General features: G+C 62.1%; 16 protein-coding genes. 3 read left to right on the top strand and 13 right to left on the bottom strand.

The window, feature by feature from the left end; translation table 11 throughout:
* Window positions 1-12: 12 nt before the first annotated feature.
* The 8 genes from ACI3KW_RS05570 to ACI3KW_RS05535 form a co-directional block, all read right to left on the bottom strand.
* Window positions 13-603, bottom strand: a complete 591-nt coding sequence (locus ACI3KW_RS05570) for a hypothetical protein (RefSeq protein WP_404847262.1) — start codon at window positions 601-603, stop codon at window positions 13-15.
* A gap of 6 nt (window positions 604-609) precedes the next feature.
* A complete protein-coding gene (locus ACI3KW_RS05565; RefSeq protein ID WP_404847261.1) occupies window positions 610-990 on the bottom strand; it encodes an MliC family protein in 381 nt (126 codons plus the stop codon).
* 85 nt (window positions 991-1075) lie between these two features.
* Window positions 1076-1525 (bottom strand): DUF4126 family protein, encoded by a 450-nt coding sequence (locus tag ACI3KW_RS05560; protein ID WP_113121843.1) that lies wholly within the window; start codon window positions 1523-1525, stop codon window positions 1076-1078.
* 74 nt (window positions 1526-1599) lie between these two features.
* Window positions 1600-3309, bottom strand: coding sequence for an urease subunit alpha (gene ureC / locus ACI3KW_RS05555; protein WP_404847260.1), 1710 nt, complete (start codon window positions 3307-3309; stop codon window positions 1600-1602).
* A 12-nt stretch (window positions 3310-3321) separates the two neighbouring features.
* Window positions 3322-3744 carry a hypothetical protein gene (locus ACI3KW_RS05550; RefSeq protein WP_404847259.1) on the bottom strand — a complete coding sequence of 141 codons (423 nt, stop codon included), beginning with the start codon at window positions 3742-3744 and terminating at the stop codon, window positions 3322-3324.
* Between the two features lie 4 nt (window positions 3745-3748).
* Complete coding sequence (locus ACI3KW_RS05545) at window positions 3749-4054, bottom strand: urease subunit beta (RefSeq protein WP_113121840.1); 306 nt, start codon at window positions 4052-4054, stop codon at window positions 3749-3751.
* 9 nt (window positions 4055-4063) lie between these two features.
* Window positions 4064-4366 carry an urease subunit gamma gene (locus ACI3KW_RS05540; RefSeq protein WP_404847258.1) on the bottom strand — a complete coding sequence of 101 codons (303 nt, stop codon included), beginning with the start codon at window positions 4364-4366 and terminating at the stop codon, window positions 4064-4066.
* A gap of 9 nt (window positions 4367-4375) precedes the next feature.
* On the bottom strand, window positions 4376-5170 hold the full coding sequence (locus tag ACI3KW_RS05535; protein ID WP_404847257.1) for an urease accessory protein UreD: 795 nt from the start codon (window positions 5168-5170) through the stop codon (window positions 4376-4378).
* Window positions 5171-5262: 92 nt separating this feature from the next.
* Here ACI3KW_RS05535 and ACI3KW_RS05530 point away from each other — a divergent pair, with 92 nt between their 5' ends.
* The gene (locus ACI3KW_RS05530) at window positions 5263-5595 is read left to right on the top strand and encodes a hypothetical protein (protein ID WP_404847256.1); all 333 of its coding nucleotides are present in this window, start codon (window positions 5263-5265) and stop codon (window positions 5593-5595) included.
* A gap of 60 nt (window positions 5596-5655) precedes the next feature.
* Here ACI3KW_RS05530 and urtE read toward each other — a convergent pair whose 3' ends face one another.
* The 5 genes from urtE to urtA all read right to left on the bottom strand — a co-directional run bounded on the left by urtE (window position 5656) and on the right by urtA (window position 11476).
* Window positions 5656-6357 (bottom strand): urea ABC transporter ATP-binding subunit UrtE, encoded by a 702-nt coding sequence (gene urtE / locus ACI3KW_RS05525; RefSeq protein ID WP_404847255.1) that lies wholly within the window; start codon window positions 6355-6357, stop codon window positions 5656-5658.
* Window position 6358: 1 nt separating this feature from the next.
* Complete coding sequence (gene urtD / locus ACI3KW_RS05520) at window positions 6359-7108, bottom strand: urea ABC transporter ATP-binding protein UrtD (RefSeq protein WP_404847254.1); 750 nt, start codon at window positions 7106-7108, stop codon at window positions 6359-6361.
* Window positions 7109-7112: 4 nt separating this feature from the next.
* Window positions 7113-8333, bottom strand: a complete 1221-nt coding sequence (gene urtC / locus ACI3KW_RS05515) for an urea ABC transporter permease subunit UrtC (RefSeq protein WP_404847253.1) — start codon at window positions 8331-8333, stop codon at window positions 7113-7115.
* Window positions 8334-8502: 169 nt separating this feature from the next.
* Window positions 8503-10131 (bottom strand): urea ABC transporter permease subunit UrtB, encoded by a 1629-nt coding sequence (urtB, locus tag ACI3KW_RS05510; protein ID WP_404847252.1) that lies wholly within the window; start codon window positions 10129-10131, stop codon window positions 8503-8505.
* A gap of 70 nt (window positions 10132-10201) precedes the next feature.
* Window positions 10202-11476 (bottom strand): urea ABC transporter substrate-binding protein, encoded by a 1275-nt coding sequence (gene urtA, locus ACI3KW_RS05505; RefSeq protein WP_262172024.1) that lies wholly within the window; start codon window positions 11474-11476, stop codon window positions 10202-10204.
* A gap of 278 nt (window positions 11477-11754) precedes the next feature.
* On the opposite strand from urtA, the gene ACI3KW_RS05500 reads away from it, so the two are divergent.
* Window positions 11755-15132, top strand: a complete 3378-nt coding sequence (locus tag ACI3KW_RS05500) for an ATP-binding protein (protein ID WP_404847251.1) — start codon at window positions 11755-11757, stop codon at window positions 15130-15132.
* Window positions 15119-16048 (top strand): response regulator, encoded by a 930-nt coding sequence (locus ACI3KW_RS05495; protein WP_404847250.1) that lies wholly within the window; start codon window positions 15119-15121, stop codon window positions 16046-16048. The genes ACI3KW_RS05500 and ACI3KW_RS05495 overlap by 14 nt, the downstream gene beginning before the upstream one ends.
* Window positions 16049-16272: the final 224 nt, after the last annotated feature.

Genomic DNA, 16272 nt, shown 5'->3' with positions numbered 1-16272 from the left:
CACCCTAGCGCGTCAGGTCATGGTATTGAAGACCTTGATGATCCAATAGAGCTGATAGCCGATGTGCAATGCCGGTATGGCCACATGCAGCCGCCGACTGGCCGACCAGATACCCAGCGCGCAGAGCACCAGGCCGAACGGCACTTGCAGGAAATAATCCGGCCCGAAGCGTTCCCAATGTTCGGCGCCCTTGATCAGCGTATCGATGGAATCGAACACGAAGGTCGCCGCCAATAGGCCGAAGAACCATTTGCGCCGCTTGAGGAAGAAATCCTCATAGCCGGCATATTCGGTGATGTTGTCGGGGAAGAGCAAAGCCGCCATCAGGAACAGCGTGACGGCGTAGAAAATGAGGAAGAAGAACAGCCCGAACGACCAGCTATTGATCTGGAACAGGGCAAATTCCCACCACCAGAACAGCACGAGTTCCACCAGGATCGAACCCACCCAGAGCAGGTGGACGGTAGAAGGCCTGTTGCGATTGGGATGCTGGATAAGCCCGGCAACACCCATCAGCAGGCGGGTGATGCCAAGGCCGATAACCATGCCCATGACGATGCGGATATGGGGGAACAGCTCTGGGTGGATCGGCTGCGGGTCCATATCGGCTCAGGGTGCGTTGCTGGCTTCGGAGCAGGAGCTGACTGCCGGAGCGTCCTCGCCCAGTGTCGTGTCATGCAGGCTCGCTTCGGCGCCTTCCGTCAGCCAGGCCCATTGGCCCGAGACATAGCGCACGCCGGAGCCGGATACGACGGAGGCAAAGACCAGCTTTTCGGTTTCCTCGGGCACATTGACCAGCGCCAGGAAATTGGGCGAGGCATTGATGTAATCGACCGTCAGCGGCACGCCGGTTCCACATTCATATTGCACGGTGCGCTTTTGGATATCGGCCGAGGCATCGGTGCCCAAGGTGAGCGACAACGACGCCTCGACGCCGTGTGCGGCCGTTACCGCGCCGGTCAGAAGCAATGCTGTGAGAATCGTCTTCATGAAGATCATTTTGGCGCTGACTCCTCGCTTGTCCAGCGCCAAGATTGGACCATGCAGGCGGCGGAAATTGGATCGGCTGAGCGATTTAGACGAGATAAACGATCAGCAACGCGGCGATGATGGCTACCGCATCTTCGATCAATGCGGCTGGCTGGTCCTTGCCGAAGGACGCCGCCAGGCGGGAACGCGCCTCGGCGCCGCCATAGGTGCCGATGACGGCACCGACCGCGCCGAGAATGGCGCCAATGATCCAATTGCCCGGCAGCAGCGCGCCACACAGGGCGCCGAGCACGATGCGGGCACCGAATTGGACCGGTACCTTGCGGCTGGGCGTCTTGGGCAATTGGTCAGTGACCAGCTCGCCGATGGCCAGAATGGTCAGGATGATGACGGTCGGCAGCGCGCCGATAAAGCTGAGCTGGGTGCCGGCAAAGTCGATCCAACCCAGATAAGCCGCCCAACTGATGGCGGCCAATGGTGTCATGGCCCGCAGACCCGCAACCACCCCGATAAGCAGTGCAAAGACGTAGATCATTCTGGATGCCCCAATCCGAGCGGACCCATTGCCGCAAGGCCAAGACTATCCCGTTCTACGCCAAGCGCAATCGCCTAGAACAGGAAGTAACGCTGGGCCATCGGCAGCACCGTTGCCGGCTCGCAGGTGAGCAAAACGCCATCGGCGCGCACTTCATAGGTTTCGGGGTCGACCTCGATAAAGGGCGTTGCCGAATTGTGGATCATCGAGGACTTACCGATGCCGCCCCGCGTATTGCCCACGGGCAGCATATGCTTTTCGACGCCCAGCTTGTTGCGCAGGCCATCGTCATAGGCGGCCTGGGACACGAAGGTTACCGAGGAGCTGGTGCGCAGCTTGCCGAACGAGGCGAACATGGGCCGGTAATGCATCGGCTGGGGCGTGGGGATTGAGGCATTGGGGTCGCCCATGGGCGCCGCCGCAATCGAGCCGCCCAGCAGCACCATTTCCGGCTTCACGCCGAAAAAAGCCGGGCTCCACATCACCAAATCGGCGCGTTTGCCCACTTCCACCGAGCCGATATGCTGGCTCATGCCATGGGTGATGGCCGGATTGATGGTGTATTTGGCAATGTAGCGCTTGACGCGGAAATTGTCGTTTTCGCCGGTTTCCTCCGGCAGGCGACCGCGCTGCTTCTTCATCTTGTCGGCGGTTTGCCAGGTGCGGATCATCACTTCGCCGACGCGGCCCATGGCCTGGCTGTCCGAGGAAATGATCGAGAGCGCGCCGATATCGTGCAGGATATCCTCGGCCGCGATGGTCTCCTTGCGGATGCGGCTTTCGGCAAAGGCCACGTCCTCGGGAATGGACGAGGACAGGTGGTGGCACACCATGAGCATGTCGAGATGCTCGGCGATGGTGTTCTGCGTATAGGGCCGGGTCGGGTTGGTCGAGGACGGGATGACATTGGGCAGGCCCGCCACCCGCAGAATATCGGGGGCATGGCCACCGCCGGCGCCTTCGGTGTGGAAGGCATGGATGGTCCGGCCCTTGAAGGCGGCGATCGTGTCTTCGACGAACCCGCTCTCGTTGAGCGTATCGGTGTGGATCATCACCTGGACGTCGAATTCGTCGGCGACCGACAGGCAATTGTCGATGGTGGCAGGGGTGGTGCCCCAATCCTCATGCAGCTTGAGTGAGGACACCCCCGCCAGCACCATTTCGGCCAGCGGCGCGGGCAGGGAGGCATTGCCCTTGCCGGCCAGCGCCAGGTTCATCGGGAAGCCGTCAAAGCTCTCGATCATGCGTTGGGCATGCCAGGCGCCGGTGCAGGTGGTGGCCAGCGTGCCATGGGCCGGGCCCGAACCACCGCCGAGCATGGTGGTCACCCCGCTCATCAGGGCTTCCTCGATCTGCTGGGGGCAGATGAAGTGAATATGAGCGTCGAACCCGCCCGCCGTGATGATGCGGCCTTCGCTGGCGATGACTTCGGTCGAGGGGCCGATAATGATGGTGACGCCCGGCTGGGTATCGGGATTGCCGGCCTTGCCGATGGCGGCGATCAGGCCGTTCTTGAGGCCGATATCGGCTTTGTAGATGCCGGAATGGTCGATGATCAGCGCATTGGTGATGACAGTGTCGACCGCACCCTCGGCCCGGGTGCGCTGGCTTTGACCCATGCCGTCGCGGATCACCTTGCCGCCGCCGAATTTGACCTCCTCACCATAGATGGTGAAGTCCTTTTCCACTTCGACGAAGAGTTCGGTATCGGCCAGGCGCACCTTGTCGCCGGTGGTCGGGCCGTACATGTCGGCATAGGTGGCGCGGGAAATGCGGGCTGGCATGGTAACTCCGGCTTAGTGGGCCTTGGACGCGGCGGGCTTGGCGTGCTTGCGATATTGGGCGACGCTGGCGGCGATGACGGTATCGAGCAATTGCTCGCCCTCGTGCAGCATTTTGTCGTTCTGGCGGCTGGCGACCAAAGACAGGGCAAGCGCCTGTAGCGCATAGGCTGCCTTGTCCTTGCCATCGGCGACCAGCTGGTTGCCTTCCTTTTCGATCTGCTTGAGCAGACGGGCAAAATCGGCAGCGGGTAGGCCGGTCTTGAAGCCGCGCCAATCCTTGGCGCCGCCCCGGTCGATCAGGCCGACGGTCGAGCCGCCGAGCAGATACATGGCTTCGCCATCGTCGACGCCGGCTTCGGTCAGGTCCCGCAATACAGCGGCGAGGCGCTGGCGCAGGTCGGCAAGGCGGGTATCGGTATTGGTCTGTTCAGTCATTGTCTCAGAGTTGTCCCATGATCTGCTGGCGGAAGCCGTAAACGGTGCGGCTGCCGCTCAATGGCACGAGCCGGACTTCGCGGGTCTGGCCCGGTTCGAAGCGCACTGCAGTGCCTGCGGCGATATCGAGCCGCATGCCGCGCGCCTGCTCGCGGTCAAACCGCAGCCCGGCATTGGTTTCGTAGAAATGATAATGCGAGCCGACCTGGATCGGTCGGTCGCCGGTATTGGCCACCTCGATGGTGATCTGGGGCGCACCGACATTGAGTTCGATATCGCCGGACTGGGGAATGACTTCACCGGGGATCATGCCGGGCTCCTAGCGAATGGGTTGGTGGACGGTGACGAGCTTGGTGCCGTCGGGGAAGGTGGCCTCCACCTGGATATCATGGATCATTTCGGGGATGCCCTCCATCACCTGATCGCGGGTGATGACATGGGCGCCGGCCTCCATCAGTTCGGCCACCGGACGGCCGTCGCGAGCGCCTTCGACCACGAAATCGGTGATCAGCGCGATCGCTTCGGGATGGTTGAGCTTGACGCCCCGCTCGAGCCGCTTGCGGGCCACGATGGCCGCCATAGCGATCAGCAGTTTGTCTTTTTCGCGCGGAGTGAGATTCATCGAGATGTCCTAAAGATGCCAGAGACGCGGCAGAGTGCCGGCGCGAGCCAATGCGCCAAGAATTGGAACGATCATGCGGCGAAGCGCAAGCCCGGAATTTGCCATGGCTCGTATGACGAGACGTTCACCGCTGACACTGGCAGCGGCCGTCGCCCCCTCCGGCAGCAGTGCGCGGACCTGTTCGAGGCGGCGCGCCAGGTCGGGGCCGAAATGCAAAATCGTGGCAAAGGCGCGGGCGCCCGCAAGGAGCGCGGGATTGTCGCGGCTGAGGTCGGAGCCGTCGATATGGGTGGCTTCGGCATGCACCAGCCTGCCATTGCGCCGGATACGCCAATTGTCGCGGAACAGGGCGTCACGGGCGTCCTCGCCCATGGCGTCGCGGCCCAGCAGCACGGCTTCGATGGCCGTAAGCGTGGCATCGGGTGCCAGATCGATATTGATCGAGCGTTCGAAGCGGCTTTGGGCAAAAAGGATGGTTTCCTGCGGCAGCCAGTCGAGATGCGCGCTGGCGCCGACTGTGAGTTGGGTTTCGACATGCGCGGTGGCGCCGGTCGAGCGATAGATGCGTTCGCAGGCCTGAGTGGTAATGGTGGTGCGGGTGCCGGGGGCAATATATGCCTCCCAGCGCATGTGGTCGCCACCGGTCAGGCCGCCCGCCGTATTGATCAGCACGGCGTCCAGACTGTGGTCATGCGTATGGGGCAGCCGGATCTTGGCGCAGCCCTCCTGATAGAGGGTTTGCAGATGCGTCGCGTCGTCGCGCAGCTTGGTCGTCAACCGACCAATGCCGCGCGCGCGCTGCATTTTCACAGGGTCATTGGCAACGATTTGCACGGGACGGCGTTTCTGGTGGGTGCACAGGCTCTGCCTCAGATAATTTTGATAGGAAAAGAAAAATGAACCTCAAAACTACTCTCTCGGCCGTTGCGCTTACCGCCGCTTTTGCTTTCACGGGTCCGGCTTTCGCCCAGACCATGATCAACGGAGCGGCCGTTTCGGAAGCTGATCTTCCTGCCGTGCAGCAACGCTGCGACGAACTCAAGACTGCTGACGATACCGCATCGCTGGCCGATCCCAAAGCCGGTGATGAAACCACCGAAAACGCCGGTGATGCTGCCACTCCGGATGCCCCGCAGCCCAATGAAGCTGCCAATGCCACCACTGCTGTCGACCTCGACACTTTGACGCTCGAAGCCTGCGTGGAGGCAGGTCTGGTATCTGCCATGTAATCGAGAGTTCTGCATCCCTGAAAAAGAGGCGTCCGGCACTTGTGCCGGGCGTTTGCGTTTCTAGACCATCAAATGCCGCCGCACCTCCGGCAGATCGAGATCGCTGGCGGGGCCTGAATGCTGGATTTCGCCGCGATCCATCACATAGATGTCGTCGGCGATTTCGCGGCAGAAATCGAGGAATTGCTCGACCAGCAGGATGGTCATGCCCTTTTCGTCGCGCAGGAATTGCAGCGCGCGGCCGATATCCTTGATGATTGAGGGCTGGATACCCTCGGTGGGCTCATCCAGCACCAGAACCTTGGGTCGGGTGACCAGCGCACGGCCAATGGCCAATTGCTGTTGCTGGCCACCCGAGAGGTCGCCGCCCCGCCGGCTCAACATGGATTTGAGCACGGGGAACAGCTCGAAAATGTAGGTAGGAATGTTGCGGTCGGCCCGCTTGAGCCCGGCATAGCCGGTTTCGAGGTTTTCCTTGACCGTCAGCAGCGGGAAAATCTCGCGCCCCTGCGGCACATAGCCAATGCCCATGCGCGCGCGCCGATAGGGTGGGGACTTTTTCAGCACCTGATCGCCGAAGGTGATGTCGCCCGCCGAGATCGCATTGATGCCGGTGATGGCGCGCAGCGTCGATGATTTGCCCACGCCATTGCGGCCGAGCACGGCGGTGATGCGATTGGGCTTGCACTCAAGCGACACCGCCTTGAGCGCCTGGGCGGCGCCGTAATGCAGGTCGATGGACTGGATTGCGAGAGCGGTCATGTCAGCGTCCCAAATAGCGTTCGATCACCACCGGATTGGCGCTGACTTGTTCGAGACTCCCCTCGGCGAGGACTGACCCTTCGGCCAGGCACGTGACGCGGGAGCCGAGGTCGCGCACGAAGCTCATGTCGTGTTCGACCACCACGACCGAGCGGGCCGTGGCGATTTGCTTGAGCAGTTTGGCGGTTTCCACGGTCTCGCTGTCGGTCATGCCGGCGACCGGCTCATCGACCAGCAGCAATTTAGGGTCCTGTGCCAATAGCATGCCGATTTCGAGCCATTGCTTCTGCCCGTGGCTGAGATTGGCGGCGAAGTCGTGCTTGCGGGCTGAGAGACGGACGGTGTCGAGGATTTCATCAATGCGGGCGATGTCGTCGGCGCTGGCCGAATAGAACAGGGTGGCAAAGACCCCGCGCGGCTTTTTCAGCGCCATTTCGATATTGTCCCACACGGTCTGGCTTTCGAACACGGTGGGTTTCTGGAATTTGCGGCCAATGCCCAGATTGGCGATGGCGGCTTCATCGAGCTTGGTCAGGTCGGTGCGTCCGTCGAACAGCACTTCGCCCGAGTCAGGACGCGTCTTGCCGGTGATGATGTCCATCATCGTGGTCTTGCCGGCGCCGTTAGGGCCGATGATCGCCAGCATTTCGGCCGGGCGCACGATGATCGAGAGATTGTTGATCGCCTTGAAGCCATCGAAGGCGACCGAGACGCCGTCGAGATAGAGCATGGTGTCGCTGGCCTTGGCCATGGTCTTACTCCGCGGGCTTGGGTTGGGCACCCTCGACCAGCATGGTCGCAGGGTCTTCGCCGCGCTCGGCGGCTTGCGAGGTCTCGGGCGAGCTTGGCTGGAGTGCCGCATTGGGCGGGGCCTGTTCGCGCTTGGTGGTCATGGTGCGCCATTGGCCGATCAGCCCGACAATGCCCTTGGGCATGAACAGGGTGACGAAAACGAACAGCGCACCCAGGGCAAAGAGCCAGAATTCGGGCAGGGCGCTGGTGAAATAGGATTTGCCCAGATTGACCAGGATGGCCCCGATGATCGGCCCGATAATGGTGCCGCGACCGCCCACTGCCGTCCAGATCACCACTTCGATGGAATTGGATGGCTCGAATTCGGACGGGTTGATGATGCCGACCTGCGGCACGTAGAGCGCGCCGGCAATGCCCGCCATGATGGCCGAGGCGGTGAAGGCGAAAAGCTTCACATATTCCACGCGATAGCCGAGGAACCGCGTGCGGCTTTCGGCGTCGCGGATGGCGACCATCACCTTGCCCAGCTTGGAATTGACGATCATCGAGCAGACGAAGACCGACAGCGCCAGTGCAATGGCGGTCGCGGCGAAGAGCGAGACGCGTGTGGTTTGCGCGGCAATGGGCTGGCCCAGAATGTCCTTGAAGTCGGTCAGGCCATTATTGCCGCCAAAGCCCATATCGTTGCGGAAGAAGGCCAGCAGCAAGGCAAAGGTCATGGCCTGGGTGATGATGGAGAGATAGACCCCGGTGACGCGGCTGCGGAAGGCGAGGAAGCCGAAGACAAAGGCCAAGATGCCCGGCACCAGCACGACCATCAGCATGGCGAACCAGAAATTGTCGAAGCCGAGCCAATACCAGGGCAGTTCCTTGTAGTTGAGGAACACCATGAAATCGGGCAGCGTGGGATTGCCATAGACGCCGCGCGGGCCGATCTGGCGCATCAGATACATGCCCATGCCATAGCCGCCCAGCGCGAAGAAGGCGCCATGGCCCAGCGAAAGAATGCCGCAATAGCCCCAGACCAGATCGAGCGCGAGCGCCAGCATGGCGTAGCTGAGATATTTGCCGAAGAGCGACACCAGATAGGTCGGCACATAGCCGAACTGGCCGGGCGAGAGCAGGAGATTGCCGGCCGGAAAGAGGATGGCTGCGGCAAGCAGAATGCCGATCAGCCACCAGGCTTTGGTGTCGAGGGCGCGGAACAGGGCTTGTGTGATCATTGTTTTGCTCCCTGGCTCGCTGAGAACCCCTCATCCGGCGCTGCGCGCCACCTTCTCCCACAAGGGGAGAAGGGAACTCCGTGGCTTCCGTATCTCCGGAGCCACCCCTCTCCCCTCGTGGGAGAGGGTGCCCGAAGGGCGGGTGAGGGGGCTTTCTTTTGCTGCACGCTCATTGCTCGATCGCCCTTCCCTTGAGGGCAAACAGGCCGCGGGGCCGGCGCTGGATGAAGAGGATGATCATGACCAGGATCAGGATTTTGCCGAGCACGGCGCCGGCATAGGGTTCGAGGAATTTGTTGGCGACGCCCAGGGTGAGCGCGCCCACCAGCGTGCCCCAGAGATTGCCCACCCCGCCGAACACCACGACCATGAAGCTATCGATGATGTAGCCCTGACCCAGATTGGGCGAGACATTGTCGATCTGGCTGAGCGCGACGCCGGCGAGCCCGGCAATGCCTGAACCCAGGCCGAAGGTGAGCGCGTCGACCATTGGCGTGCGGATGCCCATGGCCGAGGCCATGCGCCGGTTCTGCGTCACGGCGCGCATTTGCAGGCCGAGCGGGGTGCGGTTGAGGATCATCAGCAGCATCAGGAAGACCGCGATGGCGAACATGACGATCCAGAAGCGGTTCCAGGTGATCGACAGCCCGTAAAAGGCGACCGAACCCGACATCCAGCTTGGATTGGACACCATCTGGTTGGTCGGCCCGAAGATGGTGCGGACCGATTGCTGCAGGATCAGCGAAATGCCCCAGGTGGCGAGCAGGGTTTCGAGCGGGCGGCCATAGAGCCAGCGGATCACGCCGCGTTCGATGGCGATACCAACGAGCGCGGTAAAGAGGAACGCCGCGGGCAGGGCGACGGCCAGCGAATACTCGGCCAGTCCCGGCGCATATTGGCGGATCAGCGCCTGCGTCATGAAGGTGGCGTAAGCGCCCAGCATGACCATTTCGCCATGCGCCATGTTGATCACGCCCATGACGCCGAAGGTGATGGCGAGGCCAATGGCCGCCAGCAATAGCACCGAGCCGAGCGATATGCCGTACCAGACGTTCTGCACTGCACCCCAGGCCGCTGCATCGCGGCTGAGGCCATCAAGGCTGGCCTGAATATCGGCCTTGAGCGCATCGGGGGCATTGGCTAGCGCGCCGCGCAGCACGGTGATGGCAGAGCTGTCGCCGGATTTTGCGACCACGGGAGCAGCGGCCTCGCGGTCCTCGATGCTGGCGGCGGGGTCTTGCAGCACGATAAAGGCGCGGGCGGTTTGCATCAGCGTCTTGACGCTGGGATCAGTCTCGGCGGCCAAAGCCTCGTCGAGCAGCGGCAGGTTGACCGGGTCGGCATCGCGCATGATCGATTGGGCGGCGGCACGGCGCGTTGCGGGATTGTCGCTGAGCAGCGTCATTTGCCCGATGGCCGAACGGATGACGCGGCGCAGGTTGTTGTTGACGCGCACCTTCTCGGCATCGCGGCGGCCCACTTCGCCCAGCTCGGCGCCGGTCAGCGGATCGGTGGTGGCGTAATTATCGCCCTGGCGCTCCACATAGACGACGCGGCCGGTCGATTCGACGACATAGAGGTCGCCTTCGGAAAGGGTATTGAGAATGGGGGAGACGCGAGTATCGCCGGTGGCGACAAGCGCGGCAATGGCCGCTTCGCGGTCAGCGTAGTCGCCGGGGGCCAGAGCGTCGATCAGGGTGGTGAGTTCGGCATCCGATGGCTGGGCCAGGCTGGGCACAATGGCGGTCAGCAGCATGAACAGCGCCAGCAATGCGGCGGACAGGCGCTTGACGGACATCGGCATTCTCCAGGTGTTAGACGGCAAGAACAGGGAAGGCAGCGTGTGCCGCCTTCCCCGGGATTTCAGCTTATGGGGTGGTGGTCGCGCCGCCGCAGGTCATGGTGGCGGTGTTGAAATTGCCGCAGGACAGGGGTGCCCGCCAATCGGCGATCAGGGGCTTGGACTCGGGCAGGAAATCGCTCCACTCGTCGCCCAGCACCAGGCCCGGGGTTTCGTAGACGATGTCGAACTGGCCATCGTCCTGGATTTCGCCAATCAGCACGGGCTTGGTGATGTGATGGTTGGGCGCCATGGAGGCCAGGCCACCCGACAGGTTCGGCACGGCGACGCCGATGATCGAGTCGATGACAGCATCGCTATCGGTGGTGCCGGCAGCTTCCACGGCCTTCACCCACATGTTGAAGCCGATATAATGGGCTTCCATCGGATCGTTGGTCACGCGGTCGGTGCTGCCGATAAAGGCCTGCCAGGCGGCGATGAACTCTTCATTCTCGGGCGTATCGACCGACATGAAATAGTTCCAGGCGGCGAGGTGCCCCACCAGCGGCGCGGTGTCGAGGCCGGCGAGTTCTTCTTCACCCACCGAGAAGGCGACGACCGGAATATCGGCCGCGTCGATACCCTGGTTGCCCAGTTCGCGGTAGAACGGTACGTTGGCGTCGCCATTGATGGTAGAGACCACGGCGGTCTTCTTGCCGGCCGAGCCGAAGGCCTTGATGTCGGAGACGATAGTCTGCCAGTCGGAATGCCCGAATGGGGTGTAGTTGATCATGATGTCTTCAGCGGCCACGCCCTTGTCCTTGAGATATTGCTCAAGAATCTTGTTGGTGGTTTGCGGATAGACATAATCAGTGCCGGCCAGAACCCAGCGCTCGACGCCTTCTTCGTTGGCCAGGTAATCGACGGCCGGAATAGCCTGCTGGTTGGGCGCGGCGCCGGTGTAAAACACGTTGCGCTGGCTTTCTTCGCCCTCATATTGCACGGGGTAGAACAGCAAGCCGTTCAGTTCCTCGAACACCGGCAGCACGGATTTGCGGCACACCGAAGTCCAGCAGCCGAACACCACGTCGACCTTGTCGACTTCGATCAGCTGGCGAGCCAGTTCAGCGGCCAGCGGCCAATCCGAAGCGATATCGACAACGACCGGCTCGAGCTGCTTGCCCAGAACGCCGCCCTTCTTGTTCTGCTCGTCGATCAGGAACAGCATCGTGTCCTTGAGCGTGGTTTCCGAGATTGCCATCGTGCCCGAAAGTGAGTGCAGGATGCCCACCTTGATGGTGTCTTCCTGCGCCAGTGCCGGCACGGCTGGCAGGGCGGTTCCGGCCATCAGGCCCAGCGCCATGAGCGTGCGCAGCAGGCGTTTTCCAGTTGTCATTATTGTCCCTCATTCATTTCGCTTGCCCAACACGCCCCCAGGCGGCGATGGGTCACGGATGCTGACCTTGGGACCATTGTTAACGCGGGCGTATACGTCGATTGACGTAACCCGGTGGGGGCGCCCGCGGGTCAGGTGGTGAAAAATGCAGGGCTGGCTTGGCTTTGCGGTGCATTGCGTGGCAGAGATAACAACGATAGTTTTTTGGGCAGTCCCGTAACGCGATTAACAATTAGACAGGGCCCATGGCGCGGCAGCGAATTATTCCGATCAGGCGCGAATATAATCGCTGGGTCGCCGACCAGACGCTGGAAGACTATGCGCTGCGCTTTACCGCAAAATCGGCGCGCCGATATTCCAGCGACACCATTTCGCAAACCGCGATAGGAGCCATCTCGTTCCTGGCGCTCGAAGCCATTGGCGGGGCGATCACGCTCTCCTATGGCACGACCAATGCGATGATCGCGGTGTTGGTCGCCTCCATCGCCATCCTGCTGGTTGGGGTGCCGATCTCGCGCTATGCTCGGCGGCATGGCGTCGATATCGACCTGCTGACCCGGGGCGCCAGCTTTGGCTATATCGGCTCGACCATCACCTCGCTGATCTATGCCAGCTTCACCTTCATCCTGTTCGCCATCGAGGCCTCGATCATGTCGAGCGCCCTGCAATTGGCGTTCGGCATTCCGCTGTGGATCGGCCATATCATCAGCGCCATCATCGTCATTCCGCTGGTGACGCATGGCGTGCGGATGATCAGCCGGTTCCAGATCTGGACCCAGCCGGTCTGGATCATTCTCAATATCGCGCCGTTCTTTTTCATCGCCTTCATGGATTGGGAGAAGTTCGATCTGTGGCGCGCCTTTGGTGGCCTTGGCCAACCCGAAGGCGTGGCGGGCAGCATTGCGCCGTTCGATGTCGCCAAGTTCGGTGCCGCCTCGGCCGTGATTCTGGCGCTGATGACCCAGATTGGTGAGCAGGTCGATTTCCTGCGCTTCCTGCCGGCCGATGGCAGCCCGAAGCTCCGGCAAAAGCTGGCAATATTTCTGGCCGGGGCAGGGTGGGTCGTGGTCGGCGCGCCCAAGCTGCTGGCCGGCTCGTTCCTCGCTTATCTGGCGCTGTCGTCGGGTGTGTCGCCGGAACATGCCTCCGAGCCGGGCTACATGTATTCCATCGCCTTTGGCTACATGATCCCCAATGAGGTGGTGGCGCTGCTGCTGATGGCCGTGTTCGTGGTGGTCAGCCAGCTCAAGATCAATGTGATGAACGCCTATGCGGGCTCGCTCGCCTGGTCGAACTTCTTCTCGCGGCTGACCCATAGCCATCCCGGCCGCGTGGTCTGGCTGCTGTTCAATGTCGGCATCGCGCTGCTGCTGATGGAGCTGGGCATTTACCGGCTGCTGGAAGAGACCCTGGGCATTTTCTCGATCATCGCCATGGCGTGGCTGTGTTCGATCTCCGCCGATCTCTTCATCAACAAGCCGCTGGGCCTCGCCCCGCCCGGCATCGAGTTCAAGCGTGCCCATCTCTATGACATCAACCCGGTGGGTCTGGGCTCCATGCTACTCTCGGCCGTGGTGGCGCTGGTGGCTCATTTCGGCGCCTTTGGCGAAATGGCTGCGGCTTTGGCGCCCTATATCGCGCTGGTCGTGGCCCTCATCGCCTCGCCCACCATCGCCTGGGCGACCAAGGGCAAATATTATCTGGCGCGCAAGCCCCGCAAGCAGTGGCAGAACCTCAAATCAGTCACCTGCTCGATCTGCGAGCATCCCTTCGAGCCCGAGGACATGGCGTGGTGCCCCGCCTATGCGGCGCCGATCTGCTCGCTGTGCTGTTCGCTCGATGCGCGCTGCCATGACATGTGCAAGCCCAATGCGCATTTTCGCGCCCAGACCCGCGCCGTCGCCGCCAGCATCCTGCCCGATTGGGCGATCGACAAGCTGCAAAGCCGGTTGGGCCGCTATGGCATATCGTTCTGCATTTCGCTGGCGCTGATCGGGTCGATCCTCGGCCTGATCTACTATTTCGCTGCTGGCGCCGCACCTGACACCGAGGAAGTGGTGGGCGGCACGATCCTCGTCGTCTTCTTCGTCTTTGCAGTGGTGGCGGGTATCGTCGCCTGGTTCCTGGTGCTGGCGCATGACAGTCGCCTTGTGGCCGAGGAAGAAAGCTCGCGCCAGAACACCCTGCTGATGAAGGAAATCGCCGCCCATAACCGCACCGATGCCGCCCTGCAAAAGGCCAAGGAAGTCGCCGAAGCCGCCAATCAGGCCAAAAGCCGCTATGTGGTGGGCCTCAGCCACGAATTGCGCACCCCGCTCAATGCCGTGCTGGGCTATGCGCAAATCCTGGAACGCGACGAGACCGTGCCGGCCCCGCGCCGCGCCTCGGTCAAGGTCATCCGCCGCAGCGCCGAGCACCTGTCGGGCCTGATCGACGGGTTGCTCGATATTTCCCGTATCGAGGCGGGGCGGCTGCAGGTCTATTCCAACGAGGTCAATATCCACGATTTCCTCAGCCAGATCCGCGAGATGTTCCGGCTGCAGGGCGGAGCCAAGGGGCTGGAATTCCGCTACAAGGTCGCGCCCAACCTGCCGCAATTCGTGCGCACCGATGAAAAGCGGCTGCGGCAAATTCTGGTCAATCTGCTGTCCAACGCCATCAAGTTCACCGACACCGGCTTTGTCTCCTTCGAGGTTGCCTATCGCTCGCAGGTCGCCACTTTCACCGTCACCGATAGCGGCCACGGCATTGGCGAGGCTGATCTTAGCCGGGTGTTCGAGCCCTTCGTGCGCGGCGAGGCCGAGCGCAATCGGCTGACGCCGGGGCTGGGCTTGGGACTCACTATCACCAAGCTGCTGGCGGAAACGCTGGGCGGGGAAATCCAGGTGCAGAGCACGCCTGGCACAGGCTCCACCTTCAAGGTGCGACTGATGCTGGCGCGTGTGGAACGCCCCGCCGCCAAGCCGCATGAAGAGCTGCGCATCCGCACCTATAGCGGGCCGCGCCGCACCATCATGGTGGTTGACGACAATGCCGAACACCGCGAAATGATGCGCGAATTGCTGGTGCCGCTCGATTTCACCGTGCTGACGGCGGTCGATGGTCCCAATTGCCTCACCCTGGTCGAGGCCATCAAGCCGGACCTGTTCTTCGTGGATATCCTGATGCCCGGAATGAATGGCTGGGAGCTGGTGGAAAAGCTGCGCGATGGCGGGCAGGGCGCGCCCATCATCATGCTCTCGGCTAATATTGGCGATGGCCTGGGCCAGCCCACGACCGACACGGGCCACAGTGACAGCATGGCCAAGCCGCTGAATTACGGGCAATTGCTCGACAAGCTTGGCGCGCATCTGGGCATCAGCTGGGTTGAAGATCAAGCGGCTATGGATGCGCCGGTGACCCCGGCGGCCGACATTGTTTCACCGGGCGCCGATGTGGTTGGCGAGCTACTGGCGCTGGGCGAGATCGGCCATGTCCGGGGCATCGATGCGCGGCTCTCGGCCCTGGCCGACGATCCGCGCCATGGTCCGCTGGTCGCGGCTTTGCGCCAGCAGATCGAGACCTACGATTTCGACGGCTATGCCGCGATCCTCAACAGCGTGGGCGAAAATGAGCGAAGTTGAGAAGCAATATATTGCTCTGGTGGTCGACGACTCCATCGAGTCGCTGAGCTTCCTGACCACGGCTCTGGAGGCCGAAGGCGTTACGGTCCTCTTGGCCCGCAGCGGCGAGGCGGCACTGAGCATTGCCGGCAAGATCGTGCCCGATATCATCCTGATGGATGCCGTGATGCCCGGCCTTGACGGCTTTGAAACCTGCACGCGCCTCAAGGCGATGTCGAGCGTAGCGCAGGTGCCGGTGATCTTCATGACCGGGCTGACCGAGACCGAGCACATCGTGCATGCGCTCGATGTGGGCGGGGTGGATTATCTCACCAAGCCCATCAATCTGGATGAATTGCGCGCCCGCATCCGCGTGCATCTGGCCAATGCCCGCCGGGCGCAGAGTGCACGTGTGGCGCTCGACGCCGCTGGCCGGCATTTGATGGCTCTGTCCAGCGGTGGAGTCACGCTATGGGCGACGCCGCAGGCGGGCAAGCTATTGGAGCGCACCATGCCTGGCATGGATGCGTCGAGTTTCATCGCCAATCAGGTCCGGCCCTGGCTCGACGACCGTGCCGGCGCCAATTCGATTGCCGGTGACAGCCTGATGCTTGAGCCGGGCAATGGCGCGCGCATCCAGCTGATGTGCCTGGGCATGATCGGGGCTGACGAATATCTGTTCCGCCTGCTCACCCCTGGCGACGAGAACCAGGATGGCATTCTGCGCCGCCAGTTCGGCCTGACGCAGCGCGAAAGCGAAGTGCTGCTGTGGATCGCCCGCGGCAAGTCCAACCGCGATATTGGGGACATCCTTGGGCTCAGCCCGCGCACGGTGAACAAGCACCTCGAACAGGTCTATTCCAAGCTGGGGGTGGAAAACCGCGCCTCGGCGGCCATCCGCGCCACCCATGTGCTGCAATCCTCATTGGAGGATTGATCAGCCGATCACGTCTTTCCTCGCGCGGGAACCCATGCTTGCCAACCCCGTTAGTTTACCGAGCCCGCCAATGACGGGCCCAGGCTTGGCGTGTCGCCGTTTCGATGCGCCAACCTTCGGTGGACTGCCGCAGAGGCTGACGCTCCTTTGTGGTGTCTCCGGTGGGACGCGAAACCTCGGTTTCGCGTCCTTTTTTTATTGTCCTGTATTCAAAATTTTAGAAG

This window comes from Devosia sp. ZW T5_3, assembly GCF_044987315.1.
GTDB lineage: Bacteria > Pseudomonadota > Alphaproteobacteria > Rhizobiales > Devosiaceae > Devosia.
Note: the sequence above shows the minus strand (reverse complement) of the source record. Positions and strands in the feature narration are given on the sequence as shown.